Origin of the sequence: Streptomyces sp. NPDC058295 (genome assembly GCF_042880655.1) — a bacterium.
In the GTDB taxonomy this organism is placed as follows: Bacteria; Actinomycetota; Actinomycetes; order Streptomycetales; family Streptomycetaceae; genus Streptomyces; species Streptomyces coriariae.
Genome location: NZ_JBHVYO010000009.1, coordinates 161,489 through 185,135, shown reverse-complemented (window position 1 = coordinate 185,135; position 23,647 = coordinate 161,489). Strand labels below are relative to the sequence as shown.

At 70.4% G+C, this 23,647-nt stretch carries 20 protein-coding genes; 11 read left to right on the top strand and 9 right to left on the bottom strand.

Annotated elements, in window-relative coordinates:
• Positions 1–211: 211 nt before the first annotated feature.
• The 7 genes from ACFVYS_RS12430 (at position 212) to ACFVYS_RS12400 (ending at position 7,044) form a co-directional block, all read left to right on the top strand.
• Positions 212–1,537 (top strand): PhoH family protein, encoded by a 1,326-nt coding sequence (locus tag ACFVYS_RS12430; RefSeq protein WP_389501354.1) that lies wholly within the window; start codon positions 212–214, stop codon positions 1,535–1,537.
• A gap of 422 nt (positions 1,538–1,959) precedes the next feature.
• Positions 1,960–2,634: a transglycosylase SLT domain-containing protein gene (locus ACFVYS_RS12425; RefSeq protein WP_385562102.1), complete on the top strand. Its 675-nt coding sequence runs from the start codon at positions 1,960–1,962 to the stop codon at positions 2,632–2,634.
• Between the two features lie 58 nt (positions 2,635–2,692).
• Positions 2,693–3,412 (top strand): transglycosylase SLT domain-containing protein, encoded by a 720-nt coding sequence (locus tag ACFVYS_RS12420; RefSeq protein WP_389501352.1) that lies wholly within the window; start codon positions 2,693–2,695, stop codon positions 3,410–3,412.
• Positions 3,413–3,554: 142 nt separating this feature from the next.
• Complete coding sequence (locus ACFVYS_RS12415; RefSeq protein WP_389501350.1) at positions 3,555–4,946, top strand: AI-2E family transporter; 1,392 nt, start codon at positions 3,555–3,557, stop codon at positions 4,944–4,946.
• 189 nt (positions 4,947–5,135) lie between these two features.
• Positions 5,136–6,041 (top strand): MarR family transcriptional regulator, encoded by a 906-nt coding sequence (locus ACFVYS_RS12410; protein ID WP_389501348.1) that lies wholly within the window; start codon positions 5,136–5,138, stop codon positions 6,039–6,041.
• A 165-nt stretch (positions 6,042–6,206) separates the two neighbouring features.
• Positions 6,207–6,611: a roadblock/LC7 domain-containing protein gene (locus ACFVYS_RS12405; RefSeq protein ID WP_389501346.1), complete on the top strand. Its 405-nt coding sequence runs from the start codon at positions 6,207–6,209 to the stop codon at positions 6,609–6,611.
• A 4-nt stretch (positions 6,612–6,615) separates the two neighbouring features.
• Positions 6,616–7,044 (top strand): hypothetical protein, encoded by a 429-nt coding sequence (locus tag ACFVYS_RS12400; protein WP_389501345.1) that lies wholly within the window; start codon positions 6,616–6,618, stop codon positions 7,042–7,044.
• A gap of 79 nt (positions 7,045–7,123) precedes the next feature.
• Here the strand turns inward: ACFVYS_RS12400 and ACFVYS_RS12395 are convergent, their stop codons facing one another.
• The 5 genes from ACFVYS_RS12395 to ACFVYS_RS12375 all read right to left on the bottom strand — a co-directional run bounded on the left by ACFVYS_RS12395 (position 7,124) and on the right by ACFVYS_RS12375 (position 12,046).
• A complete protein-coding gene (locus tag ACFVYS_RS12395) occupies positions 7,124–9,463 on the bottom strand; it encodes an ABC transporter permease (protein WP_389501343.1) in 2,340 nt (779 codons plus the stop codon).
• Entirely contained in the window at positions 9,460–10,149 is a 690-nt protein-coding gene (locus tag ACFVYS_RS12390) for an ABC transporter ATP-binding protein (protein ID WP_389501341.1), read from the bottom strand. The genes ACFVYS_RS12395 and ACFVYS_RS12390 overlap by 4 nt, the downstream gene beginning before the upstream one ends.
• The gene (locus ACFVYS_RS12385; protein ID WP_389501339.1) at positions 10,146–10,670 is read right to left on the bottom strand and encodes a PadR family transcriptional regulator; all 525 of its coding nucleotides are present in this window, start codon (positions 10,668–10,670) and stop codon (positions 10,146–10,148) included. The genes ACFVYS_RS12390 and ACFVYS_RS12385 overlap by 4 nt, the downstream gene beginning before the upstream one ends.
• Before the next feature lie 165 nt (positions 10,671–10,835).
• On the bottom strand, positions 10,836–11,093 hold the full coding sequence (locus tag ACFVYS_RS12380) for a hypothetical protein (RefSeq protein WP_389501337.1): 258 nt from the start codon (positions 11,091–11,093) through the stop codon (positions 10,836–10,838).
• On the bottom strand, positions 11,090–12,046 hold the full coding sequence (locus tag ACFVYS_RS12375; protein WP_389501335.1) for an SPFH domain-containing protein: 957 nt from the start codon (positions 12,044–12,046) through the stop codon (positions 11,090–11,092). The genes ACFVYS_RS12380 and ACFVYS_RS12375 overlap by 4 nt, the downstream gene beginning before the upstream one ends.
• A gap of 280 nt (positions 12,047–12,326) precedes the next feature.
• On the opposite strand from ACFVYS_RS12375, the gene ACFVYS_RS12370 reads away from it, so the two are divergent.
• Positions 12,327–14,771 carry a transglycosylase domain-containing protein gene (locus ACFVYS_RS12370; protein WP_389501333.1) on the top strand — a complete coding sequence of 815 codons (2,445 nt, stop codon included), beginning with the start codon at positions 12,327–12,329 and terminating at the stop codon, positions 14,769–14,771.
• A gap of 79 nt (positions 14,772–14,850) precedes the next feature.
• Here ACFVYS_RS12370 and ACFVYS_RS12365 read toward each other — a convergent pair whose 3' ends face one another.
• The 3 genes from ACFVYS_RS12365 to ACFVYS_RS12355 form a co-directional block, all read right to left on the bottom strand.
• Positions 14,851–17,001: a SpoIIE family protein phosphatase gene (locus ACFVYS_RS12365; protein ID WP_389501331.1), complete on the bottom strand. Its 2,151-nt coding sequence runs from the start codon at positions 16,999–17,001 to the stop codon at positions 14,851–14,853.
• Between the two features lie 316 nt (positions 17,002–17,317).
• Positions 17,318–18,010 (bottom strand): DUF402 domain-containing protein, encoded by a 693-nt coding sequence (locus ACFVYS_RS12360; protein ID WP_037734821.1) that lies wholly within the window; start codon positions 18,008–18,010, stop codon positions 17,318–17,320.
• Positions 18,011–18,094: 84 nt separating this feature from the next.
• Entirely contained in the window at positions 18,095–19,480 is a 1,386-nt protein-coding gene (locus tag ACFVYS_RS12355; RefSeq protein WP_389501329.1) for a class II fumarate hydratase, read from the bottom strand.
• Between the two features lie 147 nt (positions 19,481–19,627).
• Here ACFVYS_RS12355 and ACFVYS_RS12350 point away from each other — a divergent pair, with 147 nt between their 5' ends.
• Together ACFVYS_RS12350 and ACFVYS_RS12345 are read left to right on the top strand one after the other, a co-directional pair.
• Positions 19,628–20,149, top strand: coding sequence for a SigE family RNA polymerase sigma factor (locus ACFVYS_RS12350; protein ID WP_389501327.1), 522 nt, complete (start codon positions 19,628–19,630; stop codon positions 20,147–20,149).
• A gap of 53 nt (positions 20,150–20,202) precedes the next feature.
• On the top strand, positions 20,203–20,655 hold the full coding sequence (locus ACFVYS_RS12345; protein WP_389501325.1) for a hypothetical protein: 453 nt from the start codon (positions 20,203–20,205) through the stop codon (positions 20,653–20,655).
• A 371-nt stretch (positions 20,656–21,026) separates the two neighbouring features.
• Here the strand turns inward: ACFVYS_RS12345 and ACFVYS_RS12340 are convergent, their stop codons facing one another.
• A complete protein-coding gene (locus ACFVYS_RS12340) occupies positions 21,027–22,694 on the bottom strand; it encodes a fumarate hydratase (protein ID WP_389501323.1) in 1,668 nt (555 codons plus the stop codon).
• Positions 22,695–22,861: 167 nt separating this feature from the next.
• On the opposite strand from ACFVYS_RS12340, the gene ACFVYS_RS12335 reads away from it, so the two are divergent.
• Positions 22,862–23,548 (top strand): DUF1707 domain-containing protein, encoded by a 687-nt coding sequence (locus tag ACFVYS_RS12335; protein WP_389501321.1) that lies wholly within the window; start codon positions 22,862–22,864, stop codon positions 23,546–23,548.
• Positions 23,549–23,647: the final 99 nt, after the last annotated feature.

Here is a 23,647-nt window from a genome sequence, read left to right as displayed (position 1 = left end):
AAGCAGGTCGACGCCCGAACCACGGGTGTCGGATCTCAGCGGGCGGCACGGGGCCGTCCGCCCGGGAGGCCCTTTTGCACCAGCCCGACCGTGCGGTCACGGCACGGAAGAAGCAGCGGGGGGCCGGTTCTCGGCCCGTGCGAAGCGGCCGGAAACCGGTCCAGCTCCACTCCGTCGCTCCCCGACCTCATCCGAGGGGGTACGTCCTTCCGTGGTGACCAGCACAAAGCGCCGTATGCCAGACCGGCGCACCTATGTTCTCGACACCAGCGTTCTGCTGGCCGACCCGAACGCCCTGACCCGCTTCGACGAGCACGAGGTAGTGCTCCCCATCGTCGTGGTCACGGAACTGGAGGCCAAGCGGCACCATCCGGAACTCGGCTACTTCGCCCGGCAGGCGCTGCGCCTGCTGGACGACTACCGGGTGAAGTTCGGTCGCCTCGACGCCCCCATCCCGATCGGGGAACTCGGCGGCACCGTCCGTGTCGAGCTCAACCACTCGGACCCCAGCGTGCTGCCTTCCGGCTACCGCCTGGGTGACAACGACTCTCGCATCCTCGCGGTGGCCCGCAATCTGCAGGCCGAGGGTTTCGACGTCACGGTCGTGTCGAAGGACCTCCCGCTCAGGATCAAGGCGTCGTCGGTCGGTCTCCTCGCGGAGGAGTACCGCGCGGAGCTCGCGATCACGGGCTCCTCCGGCTGGACCGGAATGTCCGAACTGACCCTGTCCGGTGAGCAGGTGGACATCCTCTTCGAGGAGGGGCACATCCACGTGCCCGAGGTCGCCGACCTTCCCGTGCACACCGGCCTGACCATCCAGTCGGAGCGGGGCAAGGCCCTGGGCCGGGTCACCGCTGACGGCAACGTCCGGCTCGTGCGCGGCGATCGTGAGGCCTTCGGCATCAAGGGCCGCAGCGCCGAGCAGCGCATCGCGCTCGATCTGCTGCTCGACCCGGACGTCGGGATCCTGTCCATGGGCGGCCGGGCCGGCACCGGCAAGTCCGCGCTCGCGCTCTGCGCGGGTCTGGAGGCGGTCCTGGAGCGCCGCCAGCACCAGAAGGTGATGGTCTTCCGGCCGCTGTACGCGGTGGGCGGACAGGAGCTGGGCTATCTGCCCGGTTCCGAGGCCGACAAGATGGGCCCCTGGGCACAGGCGGTCTTCGACACGCTGTCCGCGGTCACCAGCCGCGAGGTCATCGAGGAGGTCACCGCACGAGGGATGCTGGAGGTCCTGCCCCTGACCCACATCCGGGGCCGCTCCCTCCACGACGCCTTCGTGATCGTCGACGAGGCGCAGTCGCTCGAACGGAATGTACTTCTCACCGTTCTGTCCCGGATCGGCGCGAATTCCCGGGTGGTTCTGACCCACGATGTGGCGCAAAGGGACAATCTGCGGGTCGGGCGTTATGACGGCGTGGTCGCCGTCGTCGAGAAACTGAAGGGCCATCCGCTCTTCGCGCACGTCACGCTGAACAGGTCCGAGAGGTCACAGATCGCAGCACTTGTGACCGAAATGCTGGAGGATGGCCAGGTCTGAATGACCCGCCCCAATTGACCGGGGGCAAGCGGTGATTGGCGCCGTCCGACAAAGGCTGTGAGCCTAGTCGGGCGGCGCCGACGTATGTGGGGGTTTCGCGAAATCCCCAGGGTCCCCACGGGTGTGAGCTTTCACACGCAACTCGGAATTGCCTTGCACAGTCCGGTTACGGCAAAGTCTCAGTCCTGTCAGGCCCCGCATGCGACACATCTGTGCCCCAAGCACCACGGCACCGCTTGAGCATCACCTTCAACTCCATATCGACCGTCGCATGCCGCCCGTGCACCATGTGGCACTCCTTCACCGGGAGTTGCCCCACCGGGCCCGTGTCTCCTGTGACCCCGCAGTTCGGAGACCAGCGACAAGGGCACGATTGCGTCCGCCAGGGTCACCGAAGCGGGCGACGCTGGAAGGAAAACCGTGTGAGCCGGATCTCGGTCCGGGGATTCGCAGTGGCCTCGGCCACGGCGGTCACCGCTGTCGGAAGCGTCGTCGGCGTTGCCTCGGGCAGCGTCGCGCAGCCCAACGACGCTGAAGCGACGGCCAGCGACGCGACGCTCCTCGCCGATATACCCGTGGGCCAGCAGGCCCAGGTGCAGACGGCGTCCCTCACGCAGCAGGCCAACGTACAGGCCATCGCCGCGGACGAGGGTGCGAAGAAGGACGCCGAGGAGTCGGCCCGCAAGGCCGCCGCCAAGTCGGCGATCGCGAAGAAGGAGGCCGCCGAAAAGGCTGCCAAGGACCGCGCGGAGGCCAAGACCAAGGCCAGCCGCAGCTCGGGCGACTTCCCGATCCAGAGCTCCTACTCCATCGCGCAGATCCAGGCGATGGCGGCCCAGATGGTGCCCAGCGGCCAGTTCCAGTGCTTCAGCAACATCGTGGACCACGAGTCCAGCTGGAACTACCACGCCGTGAACGCCTCCTCCGGCGCCTACGGACTCTTCCAGGCCCTGCCCGCCGGCAAGTACGCGTCCGCCGGTTCCGACTGGCAGACCAACCCGGCCACCCAGATCAAGTGGGGCCTGAACTACATGGACAGCCGTTACGGCAGCCCCTGTGAGGCGTGGTCGTTCTGGCAGGCCAACCACTGGTACTGAGTCCACGCGGCCCTGGTCGTGCAGTTCTCCACCCGACGGCACAACAGAAGGAAACCGCGTGAACCGGATATCGGCCCGGGGATTCGCCGTGGCCTCGGCCACCGCGGTCACCACTGTCGGCGCTGTCATGGGAGTCGCCCAGGGCAGCACGGCCCAGCCCAACGACGACGCCGAGGCGACGGCGGGCGAATCGACCCTCCTCGCGGACTTACCCGTAGGGCAGCAGGCCCAGGTACAGACGGCCTCGCTGACCCAGCAGGCCGACGTCCAGGCCATCGCCGCGGACACCACCGCCAAGAAGACGGCGGAGGAATCCGCCCGTAAGCAGGCGGCCAAGGACGCGGTCGCCAAGCAGAAGGCGGCCCTGGCCAAGGAGAAGGCGGCCCAGGAGGCCAAGGAGAAGGCGGCCGAGGCCGCGGAGACCAAGGCCACCACCGAGGTCGCCTCGACCTCCTCGGCCGGCAGCTTCCCGCAGCAGGCCTCGTACACCGTCGCCGAGGTCCAGGCCATCGCCCGCCAGATGGTGCCCAGCGGCCAGTTCCAGTGCTTCAGCAACATCGTGGACCACGAGTCCACCTGGAACTACCAGGCGGTCAACCCCTCGTCGGGCGCCTACGGTCTCGTCCAGGCCTATCCCGGCTCGAAGATGTCGTCCGCCGGCGCCGACTGGCGGACCAACCCGGCCACCCAGATCAAGTGGGGCCTGAACTACATGAACGACCGCTACGGCAGTCCCTGCGACGCCTGGGACTACTGGCTGGCCAACGGCTCGTACTGAGCCGCGGCGACCCTCGGTCGCTCAACCCCGCGCAGCCCCTCCCCGTCCTAGGGGGAGGGGCTTTCGCCCTGTACGGTCGGTACGGCCGGGGCCGACGACTCCAGGGGGAGTGGTGGGGGAAGACGGGGGAAGAGGACGGATCATGTCGCGAGTTCCAGGATGGCTCGGCAGGCTCGGTGCCGGACTGAGCGAGATGGGTGAGCGGCTCGACGAACGGCGTGCCGAGGTCGAGCGGGAGCGGCGGGAGAGCGCCGCCGAACCGGAGCCGACACCGCCCGACACCGCCGTACCGGCCGCCGACGCCTACCCGGAGGAGCTCGTGCCCTCCGCCCCGCGTCCCGACCCCGCCCAGGCCGTGCCGTGGGGGGTCCGGGTCGCCGCCGAGGCGGGCTGGCGGCTGCTGGTGCTCGCCGGGACCGTCTGGGTGCTGATGAAGGCCATCAGCGCGATCCAGCTGGTCGTCATGTCCTTCGTGGTCGCGCTGCTCCTGACCGCGCTCCTCCAGCCCACCGTGGCCCGGCTGAAGCGGGCCGGAGTGCCCGGCGGCGCGGCCACCGCGCTGACGGCGATCCTCGGGTTCGTCGTCATCGGGCTGATGGGCTGGTTCGTGACCTGGCAGGTCATGGCGAACATCGACAACCTCTCCGACCAGGTCCAGGACGGCATCGACGATCTGCGCCGCTGGCTGCTCAACAGCCCCTTCCACGTCACCGACAAGCAGATCAACGGCATCGCCAAGAACCTGCGGGACGCCATCGGCGACAACACGGACTCGATCACCTCGGCCGGCCTGGAGGGCGTCACCGTCGTCGTCGAGGCGCTGACCGGCATCCTCCTGGCGTTCTTCTCGACGCTCTTCCTGCTGTACGACGGCAAGCGCATCTGGGAGTGGACCCTCAAGTTGGTCCCGGCGGCGGCCCGGCCGGGCGTGGCGGGCGCGGGTCCGCGGGCCTGGGCGACTCTCACGGCGTACGTGCGCGGCACGGTGATAGTCGCGTTGATCGACGCGATCTTCATCGGCCTCGGCATCTACTTCCTCGATGTGCCGATGGCCGTCCCGCTCGCCGTCTTCATCTTCCTGTTCTCGTTCATCCCGCTCGTCGGCGCGGTCGCCTCCGGCGCGCTGGCGGTCGTGGTCGCGCTGGTCACCCAGGGCGTGTTCACCGCGGTGATGACCCTGGCGGTCGTGCTGGCCGTGCAGCAGATCGAGGGCCACATCCTCCAGCCGTTCATCCTCGGCCGCGCGGTACGCGTCCACCCGCTGGCGGTGGTCCTGTCGGTCGCCGCGGGCGGCATGGTGGCGGGCATCGGCGGCGCGATCGTGGCGGTGCCCCTGGTGGCCGTCACCAACACGGTGGTGGGCTATCTGCACACCTACTCCCGCGAACAGGCCCTGCGGCACGCACCACGGCCGAGGGGAGCGACAGCGGCGGGGGTGGCACCGGTGGCGGCCCCGACGGGCTCCCCGGCGGCTCCTGCGGCGGGCTCGGCGGGGCCCGAGACGCCCGGGACGCCCGCGGACAAGGCTCCCTGAGGGATCGACCGCAGTCTTTCAATCGGTCAAATGGACTCCGAACAAAGCGAATTGAGTCCATCGACGGAGCAACTTCCGTCAGCTGAGGGCAGGTCGGAAATCCCTCGCTGGAATATGCGTACGGACTGATACACATTCCCTCCTCAGCGCTACGCGTCAGGCGTATGTGCGAGAGGTTCAAGGGGAGTGATGTCGGGCTACCAGCTGCTGGCACGCGACCTTGCCGCGTGCGGCCGGGACGGCTTCACCGGGGAACTGCGCGTCCTCGGCTCACCCGGCGGCACCTTCCATCTGCACGGCGGGCTGGTCGTCGCGGTCGAGTCGCCGGGCGCCCCCGCACCCGAGGCGCTGCTGCTGCGCTCCGGCCGGATCGGCGGCGAGGAGTGGGCCGGGCTGGTGCGTGAGTCGGGCGGCGCGCGCTGGCCGGCCGCCGGGCTGATCGCCCACGGCTACGCGGGGGCCGCCCAGCTCCGGGTGGTCTGCGCGATGGCTCTCCAGGACGCCGTGTTCGCGGTCGTCGCGGGCAGCGTCGACGGCTGCGAGCGCGGCCCGGCGACCGGGGCACCGCCCGCCCCGGTCGCCGTGGGCGAACCGCCCACCCGGTTGCTCCAGGTGGCGTCCCGCAAGCTCGGCGCGCTCCTGGAGCAGCCGTACCCGGTGCGCCCGGACCGGGAGCGGCCCGTTCCCGCCTCCCTGTCCTACGCGGCCGGCCGGCTCGGTGCGCTCCAGCGCGAGCTGCTCGCCCACGCCGACGGCCGGTGCACCTCCCGGGACCTCGCCTTCCGTACCGGGCGCGGGGTCTACACCGTGACCGTCGAGGTGGCCCGGATGCTGGGCGAGGGGCTCCTGGAGTGCGTGGAAGCACCCCGGCCGATCCCGGTCCGGCTGCCGCCCGACGGGCACGGCATACGCCCCCGCGAACCGGCCCCGCCCCGGCAGCAGCAGCCGGTGCCGGTGCCGGAGGCGACGGCCCTGCCGCGCCGCCGTCCCGGCGCCAGCGGCATCAACGAAGCCCTCACGACAGAACCGAGCGGCACCGGCACGGGTACCGGCTGGAAGGAGTTCTTCCGCCTGCGGAACCCCGCGGCGAAATGACAGCCCCACGCAGGAAACAGGCAGAAACCGCACGCAGAAAACCGACGCAGAAACCCGACGCGGAAACCGCACGTGGAAAACCCCACGTAGGCCCCCACGTAAGCCCCACGTAGACCCCCACGAAGAAGACGGTCATATGCGATCAGGATTAGGGGAGTTGCACTCATGGACCACACAGCCCTCGCGCGGGAGATGCGCGGCCTGCGGGAGCAGGTGACCGGTATCACCGACACGGCGCTGGCGGCGGCGGACGGGCTGCTCATAGCCGCCGACACCGCCGACTCCATCGACCCGGAGGGACTCGCGGCCCTCGCCGCGGCCGGCCTCGGCCTCGCCCGCCGCACCGCGCAGGCGACCGCCCGCGGCGCCCTGCACCGCACGGTGGCCTACGGCAGCCACGGCTGCGCCGCGTTCTACGCGGTCGGCGACACCGCGCTGATGGTCGTACTCGGGGACGAGGGCATGGACGTGGAGCGTCTGCACCGGGCGACCCAACCCGCCCTGCGCCGCATCGATCTGATCCTGACCGACCGGACCGAGACGACCGTGAAGACCGCCGAAGGAGTCTGAAGGGATGGCGACGAAACGTATGACCCCAGGTTTCTCCGACCAGGTGATGGGCCTGGTCAAGTCACTGCGCACGGATGCCCCCGACTGCCTCGCCTCCGGCGTCGTCGACATGTCCACCGGCATGCTGCTCTCCTACGAGACCGTCGACAACCATCCGCCCGAGGTCCTGGACCTGCTGGCGGGGGCGACGCTCGACCTGTTCCAGGGCCGTACGGTCGTGATGATCGAGGACGTCTTCAAGGAGCGGCGCGGGGTCCAGAGCGAGAACCACTTCTTCCAGGAGATCCTCGTCAACAGTGAGAACCTCACTCACCTGTTCGTGCGGATGACCGAGCAGCAGGACGTCGTCGCGGTGGTCGTCTGCCGCAAGTCCGTCAACGTCGGCATGCTGTTCGCCCAGGTGCGCAGGGTGGTGCGGGAGTACCAGCTCTGAACGCGGAACGGTCCCTCCCCGGGCGGGGAGGGACCGTCTGTTCAGCGCGTGCTCACCGCGTTCACGGCGCTCACCGCGCTCATTCGGTGCGCAGGCCGTCCGGCCGCAGCAGTTTGAGCAGCGGGGGCAGGCTCAGCAGCGTCACCAGCAGGACGACGGCCGCGCCGCAGCCGGTCATCGCGAGCACGCTCGCCCAGTCCACGCCCACCGGCGTGTCCGTCATCTTCAGCAGGATCGCGCCCAGTACGAGCCCCACCCCCATGGCCAGCAGCAGGCCCAGCCCGATCGGGATCGCCGTCTGCCACAGCACCGACAGGCCCAGCGTGCGCCGCCGGGTGCCGAAGGCGACCAGCGACGACAGCAGCTTGCGGCGCTCGCGCAGCTGCTCCAGCTGGGAGACCAGCAGGCTCGCCCCGATCAGCAGCAGCACACAGGCCGAGCCGACGAGCAGACCGGTGCGGATGGTGGTGAACTTCGTGTCCTGCCGAGTGGACGACCACATCATCGGATCGGCCAGCGGAGCCACGTGGAACGCCGTGTTGCGGGCGTACTCGTAGGCGTCGGGCACGGACTCGTCGATCGACAGGTAGATCTCACCGTTGACCAGCTTCTCGGCGGCGTCGGGCAGCGCGCTCGGTGTCATCAGGAAGCCGCCGCGCTTGTAGTCGGTGAGGCCCTTGACCGAGTGGGCCTCGGTGATGCCCGCGGGGACGGTCCAGACGACCTCCTGGCTCTCCCCGGAGCCGGTCGGTTCGATGTACAGCTTCTTGCCGGGCTTGTTCATCTGTGGCCCGTCGGCGGAGTACTCGTCGCCGTCGAGGACGAACATGTCGCCGTCCTTGCACGAGGGCAGTTTCGCCACCTCGCGCAGGGCCGGACAGTCGCCCACGGTCAGCTCGGTGGAGAGGTTCGGGCCGTTCTCGCTGCTCCAGGAGGAGTCGCCCAGGTAGCCCTCCCACAGGGCGGTGACCTTGCTGACGGCCTTGGTGTCGGCGAACTTCTCGGCGGTCGCCGCCAGCGGGGCGCCGTCCGGCACCCGGACCTGCATCTGCGCCCGGGTGAGGTCCTGGCCGGTGGCCTCGGTGTAGGCGCCGTCCACGCCGGCGAACAGCATCTGGAGCGCGATCGCGCCGGCCACCGCCACCGCGATGCCGTTGACCATCCGGGCCGCCGTACCGCTGCTCAACTGAAGGCGTCGTACGGCCAGTTGCCAGGCCACGCCACCGGAGCCGAGCCGGCTGACGACCGTCTCCACGAGCCACGGCAGCAGCGCGGTGATACCGACGAGGATCAGGACGACGCCGCCGCTCACCAGGTACTGGTTGAAGTCGCCGTTGGTCTGGCCCTGGCCGACCATCGGGTAGAGCATCGCGAAGCCGCCCAGGGGCAGCAGCAGCCGCCACCACAGCCGGCGTCGTGCGGGCTTCGCCGTGCGCACCACGCCGAGCGGCTCGATCACCACACCGCGCAGGGCGAAGAGGGTGACCAGGACCGCCGCGGCCGGCACCGCGAGGGCGACCAGCGCGGCCAGCGCGGGGGAGGGGTCGAGGTAGCTGGGCCAGACGCTGATGCCCATCACCTCGACCGAGCCCGCCACCTGGCGGCCGATGAGGAAGAACACCGTGCCGAGGACCAGGCCCAGCAGCGCCCCGGCCATCGCCTCGCCGGCCGCGATACGCCGGGTCATCCGGCCGTCCGAACCGATCAGCCGGAGGGCAGCGAGCCTGCGGTCGCGCCGCTCACCGCCGAACCGCACGGCCGCGGCGATGAACACGGCCACCGGCATCAGCAGCACCACGATGATGACGAGTACCAGCAGGAGCAGTACCGGGTCGGTCTCCTCCTTCGAAGGGTCCGGGTTCCCGAACTCCTTCAGCCGGGTCGCCCCGTAGCCCTCCATGTGCGTGGCGAGCTCGGTGGAGCCCGAGTAGTAGGCGAGTTCCTGGGAGCCGACCAGCCCGCTCTCCCCGATGGTCCCGGTCACGCGGTACGGGAGACGTTCCCGCAGCAGCGCCGAACCGTCGGCGGCGAGCAGCTTCTTCAGAGCGGGTGAGACCACCATGTCGCCCTCGGCCGGGAACCGGCTCAGGCCGGGCGGCAGCGGGGCGCGCGCTCCTTCCGGCTCCACCAGCCGGCCGCGTACGTCCTTGTCACGGAACGTCGTGTCGGCCTGCGCGATCAGCAGGGTGTCGTCGCCCTTGGCCGGCTGCTCGCTGCCGAACGGCCAGTCCAGCCGCGACTGTTCCCGGTCGTGGCGCACCGACAGCGCGCTCGGCACCGCCGTCGTCAGCAGCAGGACCGCCACGCCGAGCCCGACGCCGACCGCGGTCAGCACGGCCCGTATCCAGCCCTCCCGGCCGCCGGCGAAGGCGAACCGGACCCCCAGGCCCAGGTCCCTGGACCACTGGCGCAGACTCATATGACCCGCTCCATGTCCCGCGACTTCCCGTCCCGTACGACGATCTCGCGGTCGGAGTAGGCCGCCACCCGGGCCTCGTGCGTGACGAGGACGACGGCCGTGCTGGCCGACCGGGCGGCCTCGGTGAGCAGTTCCATCACGCGTTCGCCGTTGAGCGAGTCCAGCGCGCCGGTCGGCTCGTCGGCGAACACCACGCGCGGGCTGGTGACCAGCGAGCGCGCCACGGCCACCCGCTGTCCCTGGCCGCCGGACACCTCACCGGGCCGCTTCTTGGCGAGGTCGTCGACCTCCAGCCGTTCCATCCAGCCCAGCGCGGTGCGCTCGGCCTGCTTGCGCGCGGTGCCGTTCAGCCGCAGCGGCAGCGCCACGTTCTCCACGCAGGTCAGTTCCGGCACGAGCTGCCCGAACTGGAACACGAAGCCGAACTCGGAGCGGCGCAGTTCGCTGCGCCGGGCGTCGCTCATCGTCGCCAGCTCACGGCCGTCGTACATGATCGAACCCGAGTCGGGCGTCACGATCCCGGCGAGGCAGTGCAGCAGCGTCGACTTGCCGGACCCGGACGGGCCCATCACCGCGACGACCTCGCCGGGGTGGATGGAGAACTCGGCGCCGGCCAGCGCCATCGTCGGCCCGTACGCCTTGTGCAGGTTCTCGGCGGTGAGCAGGGATCCCCCGGGGGCGTTCACGCGATCACCGCGGCCTTCAGTTTGTCGAGCCGGGCGGCGGCGAGCTCCAGCCAGCGCAGGTCGGCCTCGAGGTGGAACAGGGCGTGGTCACAGATCAGCTGGTCGGCGAAGGCGCCGGAGCGCTTGCGGTCCGTGAGGATGCGCATGCTGCGCAGGTGCTCGGCACGCTGGGTGTCGAGGATGTCGGCCGCGTCGCGGTGCGTCAGCAGCGCGAGGACGACCTTGGTGTACAGCGTCGACTGGAGATACGGCTCGGGCTTCTCGGGCGTCGCGAGCCACTGCTCGACGTCGGTGATCCCGGCGTCGGTGATCGCGTACCGCTTGCGCTCGGGGCCGCCGCCGGCCTCGATGCCGTCGACCTCGACGAGCCCGTGCTTCAGCAGACGCGACATCGTCGAGTAGACCTGGCCGTAGTGCAGCGGCCGGTCGTGACCGAACTTCTCGTCGAAGGCCCGCTTGAGGTCGTAACCGTGGCGGGGCCCGGACTCCAGGAGTCCCAGGAGGGTGTGACCGATGGACATGGGGAGGACTGTACATGCGGTGTATACCCGGTGTGTATACGTCCTGTGTGCGGGTGACGGCGGGGCGTGGGAGTGCGCAGGTGAGGGCCGATTGTCACTGTTCTGCCACAGGCCCTACGGCGGCCTCGAGCCCGGCGTCCGCCTCGGGGGCGGGCGCGCAGTCGTTCAGGTCGGCGGGGGTGTGGGGGGCGAGCCGCCGGGGGGCCGGCCGCGACGCGGGAGGGGGCCGGTGTCGCCGGGCAGGCGCCCGGCCTCCTTCAGCGCCTTGCGCAGCAGGAACTCGATCTGCGCGTTCGCCGACCGCAGTTCGTCCGAGGCCCACCGGGCCAGCGCGTCGTGGACCAGCGGATCCAGCCGCAGCAGCACCTGCTTGCGCTGCTGCGGCCGACGCTGAGGGGTCGGACCCCCGGCTGCATCACTCACTGGTAGAGGGTCCCGGTGTTCAGTACCGGCTGGGGCGCACGGTCCCCGCACAGCACCACCATCAGGTTGGACACCATCGCCGCCTTCCGCTCGTCGTCCAGCTCCACGATGCCCTGTTCGGCGATGCGCTGGAGCGCGGCCTCGACCATTCCCACGGCCCCGTCCACGATCTCCCGGCGCGCGGCGACCACGGCGCCGGCCTGCTGCCGCTGGAGCATCGCCGAGGCGATCTCGGGAGCGTACGCGAGGTGGGTGAAGCGGGACTCGATGATCCGGACGCCGGCCGCCTCCACGCGCGCGTGGAGCTCAACGGCCAGCTTCTCGGTGATCTCCTCCGCGTTGCCGCGCAGCGAGAGACCGTCCTCGTCGTGCGAGTCGTAGGGGTACTCGATGGCGATGTGCCGGACGGCCGCCTCGGTCTGGGTGGCGACGAACTCCAGGAAGTCGTCCACCTCGAAGCTGGCCTGCGCGGTGTCCCGCACGTTCCACACCACGACCGCGGCGAGTTCGATCGGGTTGCCGTAGGCGTCGTTGACCTTCAGGACGGCCGTCTCGTGGTTGCGGACCCGGGTGGAGATCTTCTCGCGGGAGGTGAAGGGGTTCACCCAGCGCAGTCCGTCCTCGCGGATGGTGCCCCGGTAGCGGCCGAAGAGCTGCACCACGCGGGCCTCGCCCGGCGACACCGTGTTCAGCCCGCACATCGCGAGGAACGCGGAGACCCCGACCAGGATGCCGACGGTGATCAGCGCCGCCTTGAGGCCGGTCGCGTCCACCTGGGTGCCGAAGGCGACCATCCCGGCGCCGGCCAGCAGTCCGACCAGGCCGAGCAGCAGGGCGAGTCCGCCGGCCACGCTGTGCGCGGGGAACTCCTTCACGCGCGGGGCGGGCATCTCGGGTACGTCGACGGTGTCGACGGCCGCTTCGGTGGTGGCCGAGGGGTCGTGAGTGGACATGGTGGGTCCCCGTTTCTCGTCGCCGCCTGATTCAGTAATCAGCGGCCTATCTAAGTGATATCACTTTAGCGTCTCGTGGCAACCCTGTGCCACTCTCGTACGTCGGACTCGGTGGGGACGTCCGGGCGGTTCCCTCGCGCGGGGTGCTGATTCTCACGCCCCGTGCGGACCGGACCGAGACCCCTTCGTCATAGACAGCGGTGTTAGCTTTCTGAGCTGACCTGCCCCTGCCCCCGGGCACTGGTGTGACTGCCGAGTAGGAAGCGGAGCGAGCGGACTCATGGGACGAGCGGACGAGAGACGAGCTCGACAGCGCGGTGGGCGCCGCGCGGCACCCAGGGGCCGCTCGACGGAGACGGACACGACGACGGCGCCCACGAGGGCGGAGTCCGTGGCGACCGCCGAGGCGGAGCCCGAAACCCCTCCCGTGACCGGCGGCCGCGCGGCCGCCCGCCGGGGCGCGAAGAAGAGCGGCAAGGGCGCCAAGGGCAAGGCCGGCAAGAAGGACAAGAGCCTCATACGCCGGCTCTTCACCTGGAAGAAGATCCTGGGCACCTTCCTCGGCCTGGTGGTGGCCGTCATCGGCGCCTTCCTCTGGCTGTACATGAGCACGCCGATCCCCGAGGGCAACCCCGACGCCGACCTCCAGAGCAACGTCTACGAGTACGACAACGGCGCGATCCTCGCCCGCGACGGCGAGGTCAACCGGGAGAACGTCGAACTCTCGAAGATCCCCAAAGAGGTCCAGCACACCTTCGTCGCCGCCGAGAACAAGTCCTTCTACACCGACGCCGGCGTCGACCTGAAGGGCACCACCCGCGGTGTCCTCAACACCCTCATGGGCAAGGGCGCGCAGGGCGGTTCGACGATCACCCAGCAGTACGTCAAGAACTACTACCTGACCCAGGAACAGACCGTCACGCGCAAGCTGAAGGAACTGGTCATCTCCCTCAAGCTGGACCGGGAGAAGGACAAGGACTACATCCTGGCCGGTTACATCAACACCAGCTACTACGGTCGCGGCGCCTACGGCATCCAGGCGGCCGCCCAGGCCTACTACCGCGTCGACGCCGAGAAGCTCACCGTCCAGCAGGGCGCCTACCTAGCGGCGCTGCTCCAGGCGCCCAGCCAGTACGACTGGACCTCCGCCTCCGACACCGGCAAGAAGCTGGTCACGGCCCGCTGGAACTACGTCCTCGACAACATGGTCGGGCAGGACTGGCTGGACAAGAGCAAGCGCGACGCCATGACGTTCCCGGTGCCCAAGGAGCCCAAGGCGGCGCCCGGCAAGGAGGGCCAGATCGGCTACCTCGTCGACGCGGCCAACACCGAACTGGCCAAGCAGCTGGTGGCCCAGGGCGTCGCGGACGACTACGAGTCGGGCATGGCCCTGGTCAGGCGCGGCGGCTGGAACATCGAGCTCAACATCGACAAGAAGAAGCAGAAGGCGCTGGAGACGTCGGTCAAGGAACAGCTGACCAGCAAGCTGGACAAGAAGAAGCGCCCGGTCGACGGCGACGTCCAGGCCGGCGCGGTGTCGGTGAACCCGAAGACGGGCGCCGTCGAGGCGATGTACGGCGGTACCAGCTACACCGACCACTACACCAACAACGCCACCCGCACGGACTACCAGCCCGCCTCGACCTTCAAGCCGGTCATCCTCGCCGCGGCCTTCGACGAGGCCGCCAAGACGCAGGACGGCGACGAGATCACCGCCAACACGATCTACGACGGCACCAGCAAGCGCCCGGTCGTCGGCAGTGACATCGGCTTCGCCCCGGAGAACGAGGACGACCAGGACTACGGCGACGTCACCGTTCAGACGGCGCTCAACAAGTCCATCAACTCTGTCTTCGCGCAGATGGGCGTCGACGTCGGCATGCCCGAGGTGCTGAAGGTCGCGGCCAACCTCGGCATGGACACCGCCGACCTCAAGGCCGTGCCCGCCCAGACCCTGGGCACCATGGGCGCGAGCCCCCTCCAGATGGCCGGCGTCTACGCCACCCTCGACAACCACGGCAAGCAGGTCACCCCGGCGCTCATCAAGTCGGCGGAGAACAGCGCCCACCCGACGTTCAAGCCCACCGACCCCATCGGGGAGCAGGTCATCAGCCGCGAGGCCGCCGACTCGGTCACCTCGGTGCTGACCGGCGTGGTCGACGACGGTACGGCGAAGAAGTCGGTACGGGACAACCCGCTGCGCAAGGGCCAGAAGGTCGCGGGCAAGACGGGCACCTCCGACAACAACAAGTCGGCCTGGTTCACCGGCTACACCCCGGACCTGGTCACCTCGGTCGGTCTCTTCGGCGAGTCCGCGAAGGCCCCGCACCCCCAGGTCCCGCTGACCGGTGCGACGAACGGCCTGACCTCGGACGCGGGCCGCGTCAACGGTGGTGGCTTCCCGGCGCAGATCTGGGCGGCGTACACCTTCGGCGTCTCCACCAAGGTCACCAAGTTCGACCTGGACACCGACCAGGGCGCGGCGGTGCAGACCGCGTCGCCGTCCCCGACCACCTCGCCGTCCGCGAGTACGTCCCCGTCCTCGTCCCCGTCGACGAGCTCGTCCCCGTCCTCCTCTCCGTCGACGAGTTCGTCCCCGTCCACGTCGTCGAAGCCGAGTTCGTCACCGTCCAGCACACCGACGGGTGACACCTCGTCGGAACCGAGCACGGACGATCCGTCGACCGGGTCGGAGGATCCGGAGGACCCGCTCTTCGGCCAGTAGCGGCCACCGGCGGCAGCAACAGCGGAGGGGGCGCCCGGAAATCTCCGGACGCCCCCTCCGCGTGCCTGCCGCGTTCGCCTCAGCTCCGGTTCAACTCGAACCAGACCACCTTGCCGGTGCTGAGCCGGGTGGCCCCCCACCGCCGGGCCAGCCGGTTCACCAGATACAGGCCGCGGCCACCCTCGTCGGTCGCGCGGGCCTGCCGCAGCCGAGGCAGCTGCGGCACGTCGTCGCCGACCTCGCAGCGCAGCACATCGGTCCGCAGCAACCGCAGGGTCACCGGCCGCGTGGCGTACCGCACCGCGTTGGTCACCACTTCGCTGACCAGCAGCTCGACGGAGTCGGTCATGTCCTCCATCCCCCAGCGGGAGAGCGCCCGCCGGGCCAGCCGACGGGCCCGGCCGGGAGCCGCGTCCTCCGGTTCGAGGAACCAGTACGCCACGTCGCTCGGCGCGATCCCGTCGAACCGGGCGGCGAGCAGCGCGATGTCGTCGTCCCGGTCGCCCGGGCCGAGCATGTCGAGCACCTCGTCGCACAGGGCCTCGAGCGGCGGCGGATGATCGGGGCCGGTCAGCTGGGCGGTCGCGGCGAGCTTCTCCCGCAGCTGCTCTATGCCGGTCGCCACGTCCCGCAGCCGGGACTCGACCAGGCCGTCGGTGTACAGCAGCAGCGTCGCGCCGGCCGGGGCGTCCAGTTCCACCGCCTCGAAGTCGACCCCGCCCACGCCGATCGGCGCGCCCGGCGGCACCCGCAGCACCTCGGCCCGGCCGCCCAGGTGCAGCAGGATGGGCGGGGGATGGCCCGCGTTGGCGATGGTGATGCGGTGCGAGACCGGGTCGTAGACCGCGTACAGGCAGGTCGCCATGCGGTCGGTGCCCAGCCGCTGGGCCTGCTCGTCGAGATGGTGCAGGACCTCCTCCGGCGGCAGGTCGAGACCGGCGAGGGTCTGGGCCGTGGTCCGCAGCTGCCCCATGATGGCCGCCGACGTCATGGAGTGCCCCATGACGTCGCCCACCACCAGCGCCACCCGGCTGCCCGGCAGCGGGATGGCGTCGTACCAGTCGCCGCCGACCCGCGCGGTCTCGGCCGCGGGCAGGTACCGGGAGGCGAGCCGCACGCCCGTGGGGCGCGGCAGGGTCTCCGGCAGCATCGTGCGCTGCAGCTCGTCGGCGATGTACGCCTCACGGTCGTACAGCACCGCCTTGTCGATTCCCAGGGCGCTGTGCGTGGCGAGCTGGGCGGCCACCAGCAGATCGTCGTTCTCGAACGGGATGCGTTCCGGGCGGCGCAGGAACACCGCGGCGCCGATCACCCGGCGGCGGCCCCGTAGCGGGGCCAGGACGGCCCGCTGACCGCTCGGGATGGCCAAGGTGCTGTCCTCGCCCAGCAGTTCGGGCAGCGCGGCGCGTGCGGCCGGATGGTCGGCGAACACCGGACGCACCCCGCGCAGCACCTCCGCGAGCGCACCGCCGGGCCGCACCTCGCACAGCTCGCCGACCGCGGCCGACAGCTCGGCGGTCAGCTCGCCCGGTTCCGGGGGCGGCAGGGCGAGCGCCGCGAAGCCGGTCTCGGTGTCCCGTTCCTCCGGAATGCGGTCGGTGCGCCGCAGCCGCAGCATGATGCGGTCCGCGGCGGGCCGCTCGTCGCCCACGGGCAGCGGATCGCGCAGATAGACGAGGATCGCGTCCGAGAAGGTCGGCACGGTGGCCCGGCACAGCCCCATCACGATCTCGTCGAGGTCCAGGCCGCGGGCGATCCGCCGGGTCGCGGCGCCCACGAAGCGCAGCCGGTCCCCGTCCCGTCGCATCGGCGTGGGCCGGCCGGGCGTCAGTACCCCTCCGGCGCGCCGGTCCTGCCCGTCCGCACCTCGCTCCGGGCGCGCGTCGGTGCCCGGCTGGGCCGGGATGGACTCGGGAGCGGGGCGCGGCCGGTGGTCACCCACGCTCGGCTTGGCCCGCGCGGGAGGGGTCCCCATCGCCTCGTCGGACGCCGACGGCTGGGAGTGCTCGGTGCCGGAACCGGCCTCCGAACCGGCCGCATCCATTCCCGTGGCTCCCTGGCCGCCCATGCCACCCTTTCCGCCCTTGCCGCGCGGCGTCGTCGTACCCGAAGTGTCGGGCGGTAAGGCGGACTGGCCCGGCGCCGGTGCCTGGGTATGCAGCAGTGCCCCACGGGGGTCCGTGGGGTCGACGCCCTGGGGGCGTTCGTAGGAGGTGGGCTGCTCCGTCACGCGTGTCGAATCCGTCCGTCCGGGGCTGCGCGCCGCGCGCGCAGTTGGTCCCGCAGGAAATCCGATACCCGGAATACGTGCCCCCGGAACGGAATTCCCGCGTGGTCAGAGGTTGTTCCTGTGCCATCGGTGGACCGCGCGCGGCCCTGGGGGCCGACGTCGAGCGTCCCGCCGGTGTTGCCCTCGTACCCCTCGCTCACGTGCTGCCGCCCCTCGGTGACGTTCGGTCAGGCCCGGCGTCTGCTCCGGGAGTTACTGCCAGCGTGCCTTGCGGAGGACGATCCTACGTTTGTTGCCCGGGGGCGCATCAAGGGTCTCATGTGGACATGTGCGCGGGCGTACGGTCCCAGTCCTCCGGCAGCAACGGTACGGCCCAGGACGGATCCGGGCGCCAGTGCTGCCAGCCCTCGCTGAACGGAGGCCCCCACGCGCGGATCACCTCCACCGCCCTGCTGCCCGCCTCCCTCACCTGTTCGGCGACCGCCCGGTCCATCAGTCCGTCCTGCTGGGCCTGCGCGAACTCGTCCTCGTCGCGCAGACCCCAACTGCGGTCCGGATAGACGCAGATGTCCAGGAAATGGTCCTCGGAGTCCACACCGCCGTCCCAACGGGCCAGCGGTGTCTCCAGGTTGACGTACCAGTTCTTGAACTGCCAGCCCTGGTCCCAGAACAGCCACACCGACCACGGCTCGCCGGGCCGGGCCACCTTCAGCACCCCGGTGCCGAGCCAGCGTCCCCGGGCAACGGTACGCGGCTTGGTGTACCGGGTGCGCAGCGGCTCCTGGTGCGGCGGGGTGCCGTCCGCGAGCACCGGCTTGACGCACTGGGTGCCCGGGGCCAGCCAGACGGCGAGCAGCTCCTCGTCGTCCCGCACGACGGTCACCGGGCGGGCGATGTGGAAGTTCACCCCGCCGTTCTCCCGGTAGCGCCACAGAATCCGGCTCCCGGGCTCCCAGAAGGCCGCCGCACCACCAGTTCCCACGCGTCTCACCGCTTCACCGTCTGCCATGCACAGATATTAGGTGCCATGGGCATACGACGCTGCGGCGCGCGTCACGGTTCTCGCGCCGGGGGCGCGAAAGCGCACCAGGGTTTACGGGTGCGTCATCCGCAGGACATCCAGCGCCTCGTCGAGCTGTTCGACCGTCAGATCGCCGCGCTCCACGTACCCGCCGTCCAGCACCACCTGGCGGATCGTCCGCCGCTCCGCCAGCGCCTTCTTGGCCACCTTCGCGGCCTCCTCGTACCCGATGTACTTGTTCAGCGGCGTGACCACGGACGGCGAGGACTCGGCGTACTCCCGGGCGCGTTCGCGGTGCGCGACGATCCCGTCGACGGTCCGGTCGGCCAGCAGCCGGGACACGTTGGCGAGCAGCCGGATCGACTCCAGCACGTTCTTGGCGATCACCGGCAGCATGACGTTGAGCTCGAAGTTGCCCGCCGCGCCCGCCGTGGCCACGGTCGCGTCGTTCCCGACGACCTGGGCGGCCACCATCAGCACGGCCTCCGGGATCACCGGGTTGACCTTGCCGGGCATGATCGAGGAGCCGGGCTGGAGGTCGGGCAGGCTGATCTCGGCGAGTCCCGTGCGTGGCCCCGAAGCCATCCACCGCAGATCGTTGGCGATCTTCGTGAGGCCCACGGCGATGGTCCGCAGCTGCCCGCTGGTCTCGACGACCCCGTCCCGCGCGCCCTGCGCCTCGAAGTGGTCGCGCGCCTCGGTCAACGGCAGCCCGGTGGCACGGACCACCTCCTCGATGACGGCCGCGGAGAAGCCGGGCGGCGTGTTGATGCCGGTGCCGACCGCGGTGCCGCCCAGCGGCAGCTCGGCCAGCCGGGGGAGCGAGGCCTCGAGCCGCTCCACGCCGTACCGCACCTGGGCGGCGTACCCGCCGAACTCCTGGCCCAGCGTCACGGGCGTGGCGTCCATCAGATGCGTCCGCCCCGCCTTCACCACGTCGGCGAACTCCGCGGACTTGCGCTCCAGGGCCTCCGCCAGATGCTCCAGGGCGGGGATCAGATCACGGGTGACGGCGGCGGTGGCCGCGATGTGGAGGGACGAGGGGAAGACGTCGTTGGAGGACTGGGAGGCGTTGACGTGGTCGTTGGGGTGCACGGCCCGGCCCAGCCGCTCGGTGGCGAGCGTGGCGACCACCTCGTTGGTGTTCATGTTGGACGAGGTCCCGGACCCGGTCTGGAACACGTCCACCGGGAAGTGCTCGTCCCACCGGCCCTCGGCGACCTCCGCGGCCGCCTCCTGGATGGCGTCGGCGATGTCCTTGTCGACCACCCCGAGCCGCGCGTTCACCTTCGCCGCGGCTCCCTTGATCCGCGCCAGCGCCTCGATGTGCGCACGCTCGATGCGCTGTCCCGAGACGGGGAAGTTCTCGACGGCGCGCTGTGTCTGGGCCCGCCACTTGGCTTCCGCCGGGACGCGTACCTCACCCATGGAGTCGTGCTCGATCCGGTATTCGCTCATGTCCGGTACAGCGATCGGGGCGGCCGGGATGTTCCGCGTGCTGGGCCGTCCGGATGGCGTCCGGCGTGTGACCCAGGTCTCGTCGGCGCCGTGCAGCAGACGGGGGCGCGCTCGCGTCGAGGAGGGGTGACAGGAAGGGAGGAGCGTGTGGAGACGGACTTCCAGGATTTCGTGGCCGCCCGGTCGACCGCGTTGTTCCGGGGCGCACTGGTCCTCACGGGAAACCGTGAGGCGGCGGAGGACCTGGTCCAGGAGACCCTGGAGAAGTCCTGCCGCAGGTGGCGCGTCATCGCAGCGAAGGACGCTCCGGACGCCTACGTCCGGCGGATCATGGTGAACCTGGCCAATGACCGCTGGCGGAGATTCCGCCGACTGACCACGACCCATCACCCCGAAGGCGGCGACACCGTCGCCCCGGGGGACGAGTACGGGCAGGTCGACAGCAGGGACCAGTTGGTGCGCGCGTTGCAGCAACTGCCCATGCGGATGCGGACAGTGGTGGTGCTGCGATACTTCGACGACCTCTCGGACAGCGAGATAGCGGCCGACCTCGGCATCACGCCGAGCACGGTCCGCTCCCAGCTGGCCCGGGGCATCGAGAAACTCAGAAGTCAGTTCCCCGCGCTCTCCGACCCTTCACCGCGGCGGCACACGGAAGGAATCCGATGACCTCGTACGGCGATGGACGGCCTTCCGCCCGCACACCATTCGAAGAGGAACTGATGAACGCCATGAACCGTTTCGCGGACTCCGCCGAGACCCCCGACTTCGACGCCCCCCGCATCGAGCGGCGCACCCGGCGCCGGCGGACCGCCGGCATCGCCGCCGTCGCCGCCGCGCTCATCCTGGGCGGCGGGGGCACGGCCCTGGCCACCTCGGTGGCGGGCGGCGGGAGTTCGACGACCCCGGCGGCGACCAGCACGGACACCAAGAACGACGACGCCACCACCCTGCTCTACCTCTTCGCGGACGGTACGACCACGCGGCTCCCCCTCGCGGGCCTCAGCCTGGACATGGCCAAGCCGTTGCTCGAAAAGACGCAGACGAAGCTCGGCACCGTCACCAAGAAGGCCGTCAAGGGCTGCAAGCCGACCTCGGTGCTCGAGGTGACCCCGCACGCCCCGAAGACCATCAAGCCGGGCGACACGGTCGACTTCACCATCTGCGCCGGCTGACCGGGCCCTGACCTGACGACGACGCCCGCCCCTGCGTCAATCAGGGGCGGGCGTCCGTCACAGGATCACACGCGTCACACCGGACCCGGCCGGCCGTGCCGGACTCCGTCCGTCGGTCGGTTGCCGGGGGCCGCTTCGGGCCGCCGGCTGCCGCGGGCGTCAGGCCAGGCCCGGGCCCCGTACCGGAATCGACGTGAACGTCGGGGCCGGCGCGGGGTCCTGGAAGAAGTCGTTGCCCTTGGCACTGTTCCCGATGGCCGTCCTCGCACTGCTCGGCCCCGGGGGGCCTCCCAGGCTTCGGCCGGCCGTGCCGGACTCCGTCCGTCGGTCGGTTGCCGGGGGCCGCTTCGGGCCGCCGGCTGCCGCGGGTGTCAGGCCAGGCCCGGGCCCCGTACCGGAATCGACGTGAACGTCGGGGCCGGCGCGGGATCCTGGAAGAAGTCGTTGCCCTTGTCGTCGACGACGACGAAGGCGGGGAAGTCCTCGACCTCGATCTTCCAAACGGCTTCCATGCCGAGCTCCTCGTACTCGACGACCTCGACCTTCTTGATGCAGTCCTGGGCGAGCCGGGCGGCCGGACCGCCGATGGAGCCGAGGTAGAAGCCGCCGTGCGTGCCGCACGCGTCCGTGACCTGCTTGCTGCGGTTGCCCTTGGCGAGCATGACCTTGGAGCCGCCGGCGGCCTGGAACTGCTCGACGTAGGAGTCCATGCGGCCGGCCGTCGTCGGGCCGAAGGAGCCGGACGCGTAACCCTCGGGGGTCTTGGCCGGGCCCGCGTAGTACACCGGGTGGTCCTTCAGGTACTGCGGCATCTCCTCGCCCGCGTCGAGACGTTCCTTGATCTTGGCGTGCGCGATGTCGCGGGCCACGACCAGCGGGCCGGTGAGGGACAGCCGGGTCTTGACCGGGTACTTGGTCAGCTCGGCGAGGATGTCGTCCATCGGCTGGTTGAGGTCGATACGGACCACGTCCGACGACTCGTCGAGGTGCTCCTCCGTGGTCTCCGGCAGGAAGCGCGCCGGGTCGGTCTCGAGCTGCTCCAGGAACACGCCCTCGGCGGTGATCTTCGCGACGGCCTGCCGGTCGGCGGAGCAGGAGACGGCGATGGCGACGGGGCACGAGGCGCCGTGCCGGGGGAGGCGGACGACCCGTACGTCGTGGCAGAAGTACTTGCCGCCGAACTGGGCGCCGATGCCGATCTTCTGGGTCAGCTCGAAGACCTTCTCCTCGAGCTCCTTGTCCCGGAAGCCGTGCCCGAGCGGCGAACCCTCGGCCGGGATCTCGTCCAGGTAGTGCGCGGAGGCGTACTTCGCGGTCTTCAGCGCGTACTCGGCCGAGGTGCCGCCGACGACGATCGCCAGGTGGTACGGCGGGCAGGCGGCCGTACCGAGCGAACGGATCTTCTCCTCCAGGAACTTCATCATGGAGGCCTCGTTCAGGACGGCCTTCGTCTCCTGGTAGAGGAAGCTCTTGTTGGCCGAGCCGCCGCCCTTGGCCATGAACAGGAACTTGTACGCGCCGCCGTCGGCCGCGTACAGCTCGATCTGGGCCGGGAGGTTGGATCCGGTGTTCTTCTCGTCCCACATGGTCAGCGGGGCCATCTGCGAGTAGCGCAGGTTGAGGTTCAGATAGGCGTCGTAGATGCCGCGGCTCAGGGCCGCCTCGTCGCCGCCCTCGGTGAGCACGTTCTGCCCGCGCTTGCCCATCACGATCGCCGTGCCGGTGTCCTGGCACATGGGGAGCACGCCCGCGGCCGCGATGTTCGCGTTCTTCAGCAGGTCCAGCGCGACGAACTTGTCGTTGCCGGAGGCCTCCGGGTCGTCGATGATGCGGCGCAGCTGCGCCAGGTGGGCCGGGCGCAGGTAGTGCTGGATGTCGTGGATGGCCTCCGCGGCGAGCTTGCGCAGCGCCTCCGGCTCCACCTTGAGGAACGTCCGCCCGTCGGCCTCGAAGGTGGAGACACCCTCGGCGGTCACCAGCCGGTAGGGGGTGGTGTCCTCTCCCATGGGAAGCAGATCGGTGTACGCGAACTCAGGCATCTCGCCCATTCCTCACTCGACAGACAGCGGGCCCGCCTCCATCGGCGGGCGCTCACCAGCGTAGGACCTGCCGTCGCCGGCGAGCTTGTGAGGTAAGGCTCAGTTCGTCGGCCACCCGCCCCGAGGTGGGGCTATCGCGATCTATCGTGTTTCGGTACGCTGCTCTCGTGGACCTTCACAAGCAGACCGCCGCCCCCGCGCCGGCCGCGGAGTTGCGCGCCTCGGACGCCGACCGTGACCGTATCGCCGACATGCTCCGCGAGGCTCTCGCGGAGGGCCGGCTGACCGCCGACGAGCACGCGGAGCGTGTCGAGGGCGTCCTGGCCGCCAGGACGGTCGGCGAGCTGGAGGTCTTCGTCCGGGACCTGCCCGCCGCGCACGAGCGGCGCACGGCCCCCTCCGCCGCCCCCAGCCGACCCACCGCGGGAGCGATCCCCGCCGACCCCGACGACAACGTGGTCGCGATCTTCAGCAGCGCCGTCCGCAGGGGCCGCTGGCGCGCGGGCCGCCGTATCCACGCCTACGCGGTCTTCGGCACCGTCGAGATCGACCTCACCGAGGCGCTCTTCGAGTACCAGCAGGTCGTGATCAAGGCGATCTCGGTCTTCGGCAACGTCGAGGTCCGCGTCCCGGAGAACGTCTCGCTGCGCGGCACCGGCGGCGCGGTGCTGGGCAACTTCGAGGTGTACGCGCTCGATTCGCCCCAGCCCGACGCCCCGGTGGTCTACGTCGACGGCTGGGCGGTACTGGGCAACATCGAGGGCCGGCCGAAGCGGGGCAAGCTCGTCGCGGACATTCTCGACCGGGTCCAGCACAAGGTCGACAGGGGTCTGCGCAGACACCTGGACCGTTGACGGTCGTGAACTTCGCCGCGATGCCGTGGCGCGGTCCCGCGCTGCCGTGGCGAAGCGATGGCGAGGTGGCCGCGGGGTGATGGCGGGGTCGTCGCGAGG